Annotated in this window: 13 protein-coding genes; 2 read left to right on the top strand and 11 right to left on the bottom strand. The window is 43.6% G+C overall.

The genetic code is table 11. From position 1 onward, the window contains the following. Positions 1-126 precede the first annotated feature (126 nt). Positions 127-1,032 carry a LysR family transcriptional regulator gene (locus QGN29_RS09750; RefSeq protein ID WP_310797663.1) on the bottom strand — a complete coding sequence of 302 codons (906 nt, stop codon included), beginning with the start codon at positions 1,030-1,032 and terminating at the stop codon, positions 127-129. A 117-nt stretch (positions 1,033-1,149) separates the two neighbouring features. Here QGN29_RS09750 and QGN29_RS09745 point away from each other — a divergent pair, with 117 nt between their 5' ends. Then, positions 1,150-1,647, top strand: a complete 498-nt coding sequence (locus QGN29_RS09745; RefSeq protein WP_310797662.1) for a tetratricopeptide repeat protein — start codon at positions 1,150-1,152, stop codon at positions 1,645-1,647. Positions 1,648-1,757: 110 nt separating this feature from the next. Here QGN29_RS09745 and rplS read toward each other — a convergent pair whose 3' ends face one another. From rplS to QGN29_RS09710, 7 genes are all read right to left on the bottom strand, one after another. After that, positions 1,758-2,117 (bottom strand): 50S ribosomal protein L19, encoded by a 360-nt coding sequence (gene rplS / locus QGN29_RS09740; protein ID WP_310797661.1) that lies wholly within the window; start codon positions 2,115-2,117, stop codon positions 1,758-1,760. A gap of 14 nt (positions 2,118-2,131) precedes the next feature. Then, the gene (gene trmD / locus QGN29_RS09735) at positions 2,132-2,836 is read right to left on the bottom strand and encodes a tRNA (guanosine(37)-N1)-methyltransferase TrmD (RefSeq protein WP_310797660.1); all 705 of its coding nucleotides are present in this window, start codon (positions 2,834-2,836) and stop codon (positions 2,132-2,134) included. A gap of 6 nt (positions 2,837-2,842) precedes the next feature. Beyond that, complete coding sequence (gene rimM / locus QGN29_RS09730; protein ID WP_310797659.1) at positions 2,843-3,493, bottom strand: ribosome maturation factor RimM; 651 nt, start codon at positions 3,491-3,493, stop codon at positions 2,843-2,845. Between the two features lie 82 nt (positions 3,494-3,575). After that, positions 3,576-3,974 carry a 30S ribosomal protein S16 gene (gene rpsP / locus QGN29_RS14490; RefSeq protein WP_375164598.1) on the bottom strand — a complete coding sequence of 133 codons (399 nt, stop codon included), beginning with the start codon at positions 3,972-3,974 and terminating at the stop codon, positions 3,576-3,578. Positions 3,975-4,028: 54 nt separating this feature from the next. Beyond that, positions 4,029-5,390: a signal recognition particle protein gene (gene ffh / locus QGN29_RS09720; protein ID WP_310797658.1), complete on the bottom strand. Its 1,362-nt coding sequence runs from the start codon at positions 5,388-5,390 to the stop codon at positions 4,029-4,031. A 252-nt stretch (positions 5,391-5,642) separates the two neighbouring features. Then, positions 5,643-7,457: a response regulator gene (locus tag QGN29_RS09715; RefSeq protein ID WP_310797657.1), complete on the bottom strand. Its 1,815-nt coding sequence runs from the start codon at positions 7,455-7,457 to the stop codon at positions 5,643-5,645. Positions 7,458-7,474: 17 nt separating this feature from the next. After that, positions 7,475-7,945, bottom strand: a complete 471-nt coding sequence (locus tag QGN29_RS09710) for a transcriptional repressor (protein ID WP_310797656.1) — start codon at positions 7,943-7,945, stop codon at positions 7,475-7,477. A gap of 98 nt (positions 7,946-8,043) precedes the next feature. On the opposite strand from QGN29_RS09710, the gene ung reads away from it, so the two are divergent. Further along, the gene (gene ung, locus QGN29_RS09705) at positions 8,044-8,763 is read left to right on the top strand and encodes a uracil-DNA glycosylase (RefSeq protein WP_310797655.1); all 720 of its coding nucleotides are present in this window, start codon (positions 8,044-8,046) and stop codon (positions 8,761-8,763) included. Here the strand turns inward: ung and QGN29_RS09700 are convergent. Genes QGN29_RS09700 through QGN29_RS09690 form a run of 3 tightly spaced genes read right to left on the bottom strand, consistent with a single transcriptional unit; the run spans position 8,729 to position 12,024 of the window. Continuing rightward, the gene (locus tag QGN29_RS09700; protein ID WP_310797654.1) at positions 8,729-9,706 is read right to left on the bottom strand and encodes an NADPH:quinone oxidoreductase family protein; all 978 of its coding nucleotides are present in this window, start codon (positions 9,704-9,706) and stop codon (positions 8,729-8,731) included. The genes ung and QGN29_RS09700 overlap by 35 nt on opposite strands. Positions 9,707-9,715: 9 nt before the next feature. Beyond that, positions 9,716-10,951, bottom strand: coding sequence for an acyl-CoA dehydrogenase family protein (locus tag QGN29_RS09695; RefSeq protein WP_310797653.1), 1,236 nt, complete (start codon positions 10,949-10,951; stop codon positions 9,716-9,718). Positions 10,952-10,962: 11 nt separating this feature from the next. Then, the gene (locus tag QGN29_RS09690; protein WP_310800031.1) at positions 10,963-12,024 is read right to left on the bottom strand and encodes a phosphotransferase family protein; all 1,062 of its coding nucleotides are present in this window, start codon (positions 12,022-12,024) and stop codon (positions 10,963-10,965) included. Between the last annotated feature and the right edge of the window lie 60 nt (positions 12,025-12,084).

Here is a 12,084-nt window from a genome sequence, read left to right as displayed (position 1 = left end):
GTAGAGAGCTTCAGGACCAATAAGTAAGGTAAAAACGCCTGTACATCAGGCGGTTTTAGGCTACATAGACCGCTTTTATATGCAGCGCAACAAAAGATCACTGACTTGCATCAAAAAGCAATAAAATTACAATGCTGACAAATCCTCTTTTGCTCGCAGTTGCTTCATATAGCCTGCAAATAACTCACTCAAATAATCAAACACCGCCCGTATTCTTGCACTTCTATGGATATCTTCATGTGTGACCAACCAGATTTCTGAATATTTCTGATGCCCATTAAGAACAGGCTTTAGCTCTGGGTATCTAAGCGCTGAAAAACTGCTATGAATACCAATGCCGTACCCCATTCTTGTGGCCTTTGCCAATGCAATCGCACTATTTGCAGAGAAAGCCACTTTTCCAAGCTTTATATTCATTTCCTTTAAGAGCGGTTTTACGAATTTGAGAATTGTTCCCGTAGCCAGAACCATGCGATGATCTTGAATATCTCGCAGTTTTTTTGGCTCTCCTGCAGTGGAAAGATATTTTTCTGAACTATAAAGACCGTAGGTCATCACGCCGACTTTCTTCCCGATTAAATCTGGCTGTTCAGGCCGATACATACGAATAGCGATATCTGCTTCCTTCCTCATGAGGTCAGCGCTGCTGTCCTCGATCCTCAATGTAAGCTCTATGTCTGGGAATTTTTCATGAAAAGCAAAAAGATTTTCCGTCAGCCATTCAGTCCCGATACTATCCACAACTGTAATGGTAACGGGACCCGCGAGAGTGAGATCCGCTCCCATGGCAATCCGCTCTATGGCCATAGCGCTTTCACTCATTTGTTCTGCATATTCACGCAATTGCTCACCCGCTGCTGTTAATTCCAGCCCTTTGGTTTTTCGGGTAAAGACTGCTGTCCCTAAGTCATCTTCCAAAGCAGTCAAATGACGACTTAGCGTAGGCTGTGACACTTGCAATTCCTTCGCTGCGGAAAGAAGAGAGCCTGTTTCGGCCATCTTCAAGAAATATTTAATGTGGTTCCATTCCATCTTCCATCCTATTCATATTTGAATAATTATTATGCAATATATTCTATTTATTATTCATATCTGAATATATACGTTAGACATATCGAAGACAACAACAAAGATGAAAGAGGATCTAAAATGTTTACCCTGACAGCAGTAAAAACCACCATCACGACGCTAGCCCTTTCAGGCTCACTTTTTTTGACAAATGCAGCTCTTGCTCATGACAACTCACTCCATGTAACAGTCCAGCCCAATGCAGATCTTAAAAGCGGCACTATTGCCTTACAAAAAGGCGACTATAAAAAGGCCTATTCAAAGCTAAAAAGAGCAAGCCGTATAAATTTAGCGCCTGCACATAAAGCGAACGCTTATAATAACCTCTGTGTAGCAGAACAAAATTTGGGCAAATTCGAAGACGCCATTAGCAGCTGCAAGGCAGCCCTTAAACACGATAGACAAAATTGGCGAGCAAACCTAAATCTAGGAGTAATATACATTATCCTAGAGCAACCAGAGAAAGCTATGACTTATCTCTCAAAAGCGAAAAAGCAACAAGCGAATGTCGCTACGATTAATCGTCTCATTGCCAAAGCCTCCACTGCAATTGAAATGAAATCATTCGCTGCCAAATAAACGACAGCTCCCTCACTCTAACAGCAGGACTTCGGTCCTGCTTTTTTTATATAAAAAAAAGCCCAGTCATTGCTGACTGAGCTTTTTCATATCCATATAGGATAATTTGATTAGCGACGACGCTCTTTAATACGTGCAGCTTTACCACGACGGCTACGGAGATAGTAAAGTTTCGCACGACGTACTTTACCACGACGAATAACTTCGATGCTATCTACAGCTGGGCCATAAAGTGGAAATACACGCTCAACACCTTCACCGTATGAAATCTTACGGACTGTGAAGTTTGATGAGATGCCTTTGTTAGAGCGAGCAATGCAGAGACCTTCATAGTTCTGTACACGCTCACGGCTGCCCTCTTTAATTTTCACGCCGACTTTTAGTGTGTCGCCAGCCTGAAAATCAGGGATTTCTTTACCTTCGGTCAGTTTAGCAATATTTTCTTGCTCAAGCTTCTGGATAATATCCATTGTCTTTTCCTTTTTTATTTCTTGTCCCGCTCATAGGTCGACCAGAGATCCGGCCGGCGTAAGCGAGTTATTTTTTCACTTTGTTCAAGCCGCCATTCAGCAACTTTCTTGTGGTTCCCACTCGTGAGAACCTCCGGGATTTCCCGACCTTCCCAAACACTAGGCCTGGTATACTGTGGATACTCTAAGAGCCCTGCAGCGAAACTTTCTTCATCAAGTGTTTCCTGTTTTCCCATTACCCCAGGAATCATTCGGATCACACTGTCCAGCATTGCCATCGCGGCTGGCTCACCGCCAGAGAGGATAAAATCACCCAAACTGACCTCTTGTATGTTCCTTGCTTCAAGAACGCGTTCATCAACGCCTTCGAAACGTCCACACAAGACTGACACCCCCCCTGCATGTAACCATTCTTCAGCCATTTTCTGGTTGAAATGCTTACCGCGGGGGCTCATGTAAACAATTGGTTTCTCTGATCCCAAATCCTTAACACTTGCATCTATTGCCTGTGCCAGAATATCGGCCCGCATCACCATTCCAGGGCCACCGCCTGCTGGAGTATCGTCTACATTGCGGTGCTTATTATCAGAAAAGTCACGAATGTCCAGTGTTTTTAGCCTCCAAAGGCCATTTTTTAGACCTTTTCCTGCCAGCGACATGCCCAAATATCCCGGAAACATATCCGGAAAAATTGTCAATATGTTCGCTTGAAACACCATCTATTCTTAACCCTTTGAAGTATTACGCTTTTCTTCAGCTTCCGCCTTACTCGAATCTGTTGGCACTTCGACTTGAGTATCAACCCACTCTTGGAAAGCAACAACAGCACGCCCTGCTTGTAAATCCAACTGAGGCACCCATTCCTTTCGAAATGGAATCATCGCAAGCTTTCCGATTCCCTTAACAGGAGTGTATAAAGCGATTTCCAGAAGATCGTCAGCACCAAAATTCTCTACAGCGCGAATTAATCCAACTGGTTCAGCATCAATATCAACCGCCTCGATTCCAATAAGATCTGCCAGATAAAATTCGTCATCATCCAGATCACTGAACTCTTCGCGAGAAACATAAAGCTGTACACCCTGCTGAGCCTCGGCGGCATTGCAATCAGCAACCCCCTCAACGGCCACAGCATAGCCCCCCTTGATGTGTTTTTTTGCTTTAAATTCTACGATCGGGCCCCCTGGACCACGATGTATACTATTGAAAGTCAATAATTCTTCAGGGTCCTCAGTGAAAGATTTCAAGCGCACATCTCCGCGGACACCGTGAGCCCCTGTAAAAGCACCAACACAGATCCACTCATTTTCATCCACGGTCGCAAGTCCAAACTGCTCACGACTGGCTTCTGGGGTATGACTTGCCTTCTTTTTCATGACATTAGCCTTATAAAAGCGTCAAAGGGGACCTGCATGCAAGCCCCCTAAAACAGAAAGAGATAACGCAATAGAGTAAAGCTTACTCTTCAGCAGCTTCTTCTGCAGGTGCTGCAGCCGCTTCAGCGGCAGCCGCGGCAGCAGCTTCAGCTTTTTCTTTACGCTCTTCTTCGCGATCCAAAGCTTTTTGGCCAGGCTTCGCTTTTGAAGGATTATTCCGTGATTTTGCTTCTAGGATGCCAGCGTTTTCTAGAAAACGTGAAACACGATCAGATGGTTTCGCACCTTTAGCAAGCCATGCTTTTACAGCATCAGCATCGAATTGAATGCGCTCTTCGCTGTCTTTAGGAAGCATTGGGTTATAAGATCCAACACGCTCAATGTAACGACCATCACGAGGGGAACGTGAATCAGCTACAACGATACGGTAGTAAGGACGTTTTTTAGAACCACCACGGGCCAAACGAATTGAAGTTGCCATAATATTTTCCTTTTCTTTATAGCTTGGTCAGCTTATTCAACAGACCGAATTTCATTAAAATAGTTTATCGAACCCAGGAGGCATGCCCCCCATGTTCGGCATCCGGCCAGATTTCTGAAGCTTAGTCATTTGCTTCATTGTCTTCGCCATTTGCTTATGCATTTTCAGAAGCTTATTTACATCAGCTACTGTTACTCCAGAACCAGCTGCAATACGCTTTTTGCGACTGGCATTAAGAACCTGCGGTTTCGCACGTTCCTGTGGCGTCATTGAATTGATAATCGCTTCCTGACGCTTAAAAACTTTGTCATCGACACTCGATTGATTCATCGCTTGCTTAATTTTACCGACGCCAGGAAGGAGATTTAGAACACCCTTCATACCGCCCATTTTTGCCATTTGACGGATCTGAGAGCGCATGTCCTCTAAATCGAAGGTACCTTTGGCCATTTTTTTGGCCATTTTCTCAGCTTCTGCTTCGTCAATTGTTTCTTGTGCTTTCTCAACAAGAGAGACGACATCGCCCATCCCAAGAATTCTAGAGGCAACACGCTCTGGATGGAACTCTTCAAGAGCTTCCATCTTCTCGCCAGTCCCAACAAGTTTAATCGGCTTGCCTGTCACTGCGCGCATCGAAAGAGCTGCACCCCCACGACCATCACCGTCCATTCTCGTAAGAACAACACCAGTAATATTCACTTGTTTATCAAATTCTGAGGCAACATTTACAGCATCTTGACCTGTCAAACTATCGGCAACAAGAAGAGTTTCATGAGGATTCACAAGATCACGAACCATGCGCACTTCAGTCATCAGATCTGCGTCCACATGCAGGCGACCTGCCGTATCCAGCATGACGACATCAAATCCCTGAAGTTTCGCTGCATCCATGGCGCGGCGTGCAATTTCAACAGGTTGTTGACCCGTAATGATTGGAAGCGTTTTAACCCCAATTTGCTCACCAAGAATTTTCAGTTGTTCTTGTGCAGCAGGACGACGCGTATCTAAAGAGGCCATCAAGACCTTTTTATTCTCTTTTTCTGTGAGACGCTTGGCGATTTTACCTGTGGATGTGGTTTTACCCGACCCTTGTAGGCCTACCATTAAAATTGGCACTGGCGGCACTGAGGCAGTTGAAATAGACTGGCTTTCAGACCCCAACATCTCAACCATGGCGTCATTAACGATCTTAACCACCTGCTGACCAGGAGAAACCGATTTCAGAACTTTTTGACCAACAGCTTCTTTGGTAACATCTGCAATAAATTTTTTGGCAACGGGCAAGGCAACATCAGCTTCGAGCAAAGCCATACGCACTTCGCGCATCGCTGCCTGAACATCTGATTCTTTAAGGGCGCCGCGACGTTTCAAACCGTCGAAAATACCGCCTAATTTATCTGACAAGTTATCAAACATGCCTGTGTTAATCCTTTATATGACCATCCAAAGTTAGATGTAACCATCTGTTAATTATGAACTTTTCAAAACACAAAGCAGAAACGCACCAGTGGGCGAAACTCGCTGACTGGTGGATATCCTTGAGTAACAGTACGGGAGAACCCTTGTCTCTCAGTGGGACACATATTTTTTCCGCTTTAATGAAAAGCAAGGGCTTCTTAGGTGTGGACACTAGGAATGTCAAGAAAAATAAGACATTTCCTAAGGTCTTCATTCCTTAATACTATCATAAATGACTTTATAAAACTCATGCGGATCAATTGGTTTACCGATGAACCCATTCATCCCCACCTGCCAGTAACTGTTGATTTCATCTTCTTGACTGTTGGCTGTGATGAAGATGATCGGCGTCGAGATGCCCTTATCTCGAAGTTGCACAGCTAAATCAACACCCCCCATGACTGGCATTCTAACATCTGTCATAATAAGATCATAAGGGGATGTGTTCTCTGTCACTTTTTGCAAGGCTTGAGATCCGTCCTCAGCCTCATCCAGATCAACATTAATATTGGCCAGCAGTTTTCCTATCAACAACCGATTAATGCGATTATCCTCGGCTAAGAGAATTTTGAGTTTCTTCTGCCCTTGAAGCTTTTCAAGATAATCTATCTCTTTCTGTCGCTCTAATTTTGCCTTTTGGAAAGTTGCCTGCAACTTAAATGTGGACCCTAGTCCTGGTGCACTTTCCACACCAACTTCACCGCCCATCAGTTCTGCTATCTCCTTTGAAATCGCAAGCCCTAGCCCAGCACCTTCAACGACCGTCTGACTTTCATTTTCATGGACGGATTGCTGAAACCGTTTAAAAAGCAGCGCTTGTGCGTCAGGATGAATACCTGCACCACTATCAATTACAGACCATGTCACAAGTAAAGAGTCTTTCTGATCCTTTATGTCCATAATCATTTTAACTGATCCCTGATCTGTGAATTTGAGGGCATTCCCCACGTAATTAAATAGAATTTGAGACAGCCTTACGCTGTCGACCATCACACTGTCTGTCTCTGGCTGAGAGCCAGTTTGTTCAAAAATCAGGCTGATCGCTTTAGATTTTGCCGTTGGACTCATCATATTAATCACAGCCATAGAGACTTGATTTAAAGATGCAGGCTTAGGATTAAGAGATAAGGTTCCAGCTTCCATTTTTGAAAAATCGAGAATATCATTGATGAGTGTCATCAACAGTCTGGAACTTTCGTGAGCATGAGAGATAAGAGCGGATAAACTGGCATCTTTATTCCCCTTCTCTATTAGATCAATCATACCAGAAACCCCTGTAAGAGGTGTGCGTAATTCATGCGAAACATTCGCTAAGAATTTACTTTTTACTTCAGATGACTTTTTGGCATCCGCTGCTGACTTTTCTGCCTCTTGTGACCTTAGCTTCAATAAGATGGATCGTGATCTATCTTTAATCCCTAATATAAGTTGACCCACATGATTATCTATTCGCGGAGCATAGGCTATATAGGACATGAATAACGACAAAATATACATAAAGCTGAAATGAGCTCCATACGCCCCCTCAACTGTAGTAATCGCATAGGCAAATAATCCTAAACTAATGAAATTTAAACTAAAAAAACCACGGCGGTCAAAGCTTAGAAGGCCTACGACAATGGGAATGATTGCAGCCAATGACAATTGAATATGATCTTGAGTTACAAAAACATGAGTGAAGGTATTCGTAATTCCTGCAGCAATGATCAACCATAAATACCACCGGGATAAATATATTGATATTCTCTTGCTTCGGATCCCAAGATAGACATAGAGGCAAAAGCATAGCGTACTCACGCCTAACGTCATCAGTATCTTCATTGGCCAACCAGATAAAAAGACAGGATGCATCAGGCTAATTAGACTATAATAGAAGACTGCGATCAGAGCTAGGGTTCTGGTATATCTGGTCACGCTTTCAGAGATGACCTTAAACAGATAACTTTTCTCACGAGACGATAAAGTCGCTACTTTATTCTCTATAGCTTTGCTAAAATGGTAATCAAATTTCTCTTGCGTCTTCAAATTTCTTCACTTCACTCTTAGCCAGAGCAATCACGACATAGTCCATGCACTTCAATGGTTTGACCTCGCACTTGAAAGCCGTTGTCATTTGATACAATCTTAATATTTTCCTCAATGGCCGAAATATTAACTTCAACAACGTCGCTGCAAGCATCACATATCAAAAATTGACTGAGGTGATTAGTCCCTGGATGGGGACATCCTATATAAGCATTCAAGCTTTCAATTTTATGGACAAAGCCTTCGTTCATAAGGAAATCTAGGGCTCTGTAGACTGTAGGAGGCTTAGCAGATCCTACTGGAGATTCAGTCGCAATTCGATCCAAAAGATCATAGGCTTTAACTGCTTTATGATTGGACCAGATCATTTTGAGTATCTCACGTCGAATAGGGGTGAATCGCAACCCTTTTTCGGCACAAAGTCGCTCGGCTTCTTTAAGGGCAGCTTCGATACAATGATCGTGATCATGAGAAGGGTCATGTGGCATATGAGTTTTCCTATTCCTCGAATTATTAGAGCATAAACATATTGATCATAAAAGAAAAGTCTTGTTAGGTACGCAAGAGCACGAGAGGAAATATTTTTATGCAAATAGCATCACAACTCTCGCCTGTTTGGCGAACTCAACTGGAAGAGACCTTAAAGTCCGCACCTTTGTCTGAACTTGAAAAATTTCTTGGCCAAGAAAAAGCAGCAGGGAAAATTATTTACCCAAGTGAAAAGGATATCTTTTCTGCTTTCAATCACACTCCTTTCGATGAAGTGAAAATTGTCATCCTCGGACAGGACCCCTACCATGGGTCAGGACAAGCACATGGTTTATGCTTTTCAGTACCTGAGGCTGTAAAAATCCCTCCGTCACTACGAAATATTTATAAAGAAATTGAACGTGATATTGGGATTAAAGCCCCAGATCATGGGAATTTAACTGACTGGACAAATCAAGGGGTTCTCTTACTTAATAGCGTCCTTACCGTTGAACATTCAAAAGCCGCCAGCCATCAAAAAAAAGGATGGGAAGGATTCACAGATGCTGTTATTGAGATCCTCAACGAGCAAGGCAACTCTATCGTTTTTATGTTGTGGGGTGCCTATGCGCAAAGAAAGGCGTCTTTTGTTGATAAAAAGAAGCATCTTGTCTTGGAAGCTGTGCACCCAAGCCCTCTATCCGCACATAAAGGCTTTATAGGCTGCGGCCATTTTGGTCTTGCGAACGACTATTTAATCGAGAACGGCAAAGAGCCCGTGAACTGGGCTCTTAAGCCTTCTGTTACGAGCCAATCTCAAGGACAACTTTTCCTTTAACACGTCTCTCAGTTAAGCAAGCGTACGCTTCTTTAAAGTCAGCCATTTTATAGCTGCTTTCAACAAGGGGTTTCACTTTTTTTGCTTCATAAAGTTCAAAGAGCTCTTTCATATTTCGCATCTGATCTTGTGGGAATTTCATAGCCCAACTTCCCCAAAAAACCCCCACAAGTTGACACATTTTAAGAAGGGCCAAATTGGCGGGGATCGCGGGAATATCTCCGGCAGCAAAGCCAATCACTAAGTGGCGTCCGTTATAAGCCATATTGCGGAAGGCAATTTCACTCATGTCGCCACCAACAGGGTCATAAACAACATCAAAGCCTTTCGGAGCCGCCTGTTTGAACAGGGCCTTAACATCCCCCTCAGAGTAATTTATACAGTGATCTGCCCCGTTCTGTTCACATACTGCTAACTTTTCTGAATTGGATGCCGCCGCTATAACCTCTGCCCCCATGGCCTTAGCGATTTGAATAGTTGCAAGACCAACGCCGCCAGCAGCACCCATGACTAATAATTTTTCCCCAGATTGAATGTTAGCCCGCTGTTTCAAGGCATGATAACTTGTGCCGTAAATGATCATAAAGGCTGCAGCTTCGCTAAAACTCATAGTTTCAGGGATTTTCATTGCCATCATAGCGGGGACAACAGCATAGTCCGCAAAAGCCCCTGCCATGGTAGTAACCATCACCCGATCGCCCACAGCTAAGTGGGTCACACCTTCACCGACTTCGGTGATAACCCCAGCGCCTTCACCGCCAGGAATAAAAGGAAGTTCAGGCTTCATCTGGTATTTACCGTATGTTATCAACACATCGGGGAAATTTAAAGAGGCCGCTTTCATCTCCACCTTGACCATGCCTGCAGAAATCTCAGGATCGTCAAAATCACCATAAGTCAAGGCATTAGGCCCGTCTAAGGTTGAGCAAATTATAGCCTTCATACAATCATCCTATACTTTGTTATCGCGGTATTTTTTCAGCTCTGTCCGAGCAATGACCATTCGGTGCACCGCATCCGGTCCGTCTGCGAATCGCAGCGTTCGCTGTGCAGCATACATACTGGCAAGAGGTGTATCCTGTGACACACCTGTACCTCCAAACATTTGCATGCTCTCGTCAATGACTTTCAGTGACATACGCGGGGCAACCACTTTAATCTTACTGATCCAAGGTGACGCTGCTTTCACACCAATTGTATCCATCATATAAGCTGCTTTGAGGCACAAGAGACGAGCCATTTCAATTTCTATTCGGCATTCAGCGATGATGTCATAATTCGCTCCAAGTTTAACCATCGGCTTACCAAAGGCTTCTCGGGATAAGGCTCGTTTAATCATCAAATCCAACGCCTTTTCAGCGGCCCCGATAGAGCGCATACAGTGATGAATACGACCCGGCCCAAGGCGGCCTTGGGCTACTTCAAAGCCTGTCCCTTCGCCGTGAATAACATTTTCCTTAGGTACACGTACATTTGTAAATCTTATATGCATGTGACCGTGCGGCGCATCATCTGACCCAAACACCGTCATTGGACGCAACACTTCCACCCCCTCTGTGGAAGGTTCAACAAGAATCATCGTATGTCTATTGTGGCGCGGTGTGTCTTCATCGGCTGTTCGGCACATGACAATCCAGATTTTACAGCGTTTATCCCCAGCACCCGAAGCCCAATATTTCTCTCCGTTCAAAACCCATTCATCACCGTCTAATTTTGCTTCTAGTGCAATATTTGTCGCATCACTGGATGCCACATCTGGTTCTGTCATTACATAAGCAGAACGAATTTCTCCGGCCAATAATGGCTTCAGCCATTTATCCTTATGAGCCTGTGTACCATAGCGCTCAAAAACTTCCATGTTGCCTGTGTCAGGCGCTGCACAGTTAAACACTTCAGACGCAATGTGAGAACGGCCCATTTCTTCGGCTAGGTAGGCATATTCAACATTTGACAGTCCATAGCCCCCTTGACTATCGGGCAAGAAGAAATTCCATAAATTTTTGGCTTTAGCCTTGGCCTTTAAACTTTCTAAAATTTCAGTCTGACGTGACGTTAAAGACCAACGATCGCCTTCAGCACCAACAAGAGACCAATATTCTTCTTCAAGCGGTAAAATTTCATCTTCAATGAAGGTTGTTACCTTTTCGATCAGCTCTTCAATACGAGCACTTCGTGTAAAATCAACCATTGTATAAACCCCTATAATTTAGATTTCTGTATGAGATACCGAGCATAATTGCCAAAGCCGTTCACCTGCATCCCGAAGGAGGCGAAAGCCTTATTCTTAGTTTGTCCGTGATAGTATCGATAGTAGATTTGTTGTAAAATAACCACAAGACGGAAAACCCCGTAAACATGGTAAAAAGTAAATTTTGACATATCAAATCCTGTTGCTTCTCCATAGAGTTCAACGATCTCTTCCCTTGTCATCATACCTTCAGCTTGAGAAGGCTGCATGGCAGCAACTTTGAGAGTGTCTGGATCATCCGCCTGAACCCAATAAGCAAGTGTATTACCAAGATCCATCATAGGATCCCCTAGGGCACTAATTTCCCAATCAAGGACAGCGTCAATTTTATATGGGTCTTCGCCGTTTAAAATGACATTATCTAACCGAAAATCACCGTGACAAATTGAGTGTCCTACCTCAGTTTCAGGCATAACATTTTCAAGCCAATCTCTAACATCTTCAAAAGCATCAACATCATCCGTCAATGCACGTTCATAGCGCCCATTCCAACCTTTAATTTGACGTTCAACATAGCCCTCTGGCTTACCAAAATCACCTAAACCTATGGCTTTGTAATCAACTTTATGGAGGTCGATTAATTTTTCAAAAAATGAAAGGCAGAGCTTCCGCCCTTCCTGATGACCAAACCCCCAATCTTTAGGAATTTCTTTTTCAAGCTTACGGCCTTCTACTTGCTCCATCACATAAAATTCTGCGCCAAAGGGACTTGTATCATCATCCATATGGAAAAAACATTCCGGCACTGCACCAAAAGCTGGTTTCAAAGCTTTCATAACACTATATTCACGGATCATAGAATGACCAGATTTTGGCTTTGTGCCAAATGGGGGACGCCGCAAAACAAATTTTCTTGTCCCATAGTCAAGGCTATAGGTGAGATTCGAATGACCACTTGCAAATTGACGGATTTGAGGACTGCCCACTAATCCCTCAATATTTTCTTTCATGACCTTATTAACGACGGAAACATCAAGATCCTCGCCGGTACGAACATCTATAGTTTTATTCATATTTACCACAATAAATTCCTATTCTCATTGACCCAATAAACTGACTATTACACAGGTGTC

Source organism: Temperatibacter marinus (assembly GCF_031598375.1).
Lineage (GTDB): Bacteria > Pseudomonadota > Alphaproteobacteria > Sphingomonadales > Kordiimonadaceae > Temperatibacter > Temperatibacter marinus.
Note: the sequence above shows the minus strand (reverse complement) of the source record. Positions and strands in the feature narration are given on the sequence as shown.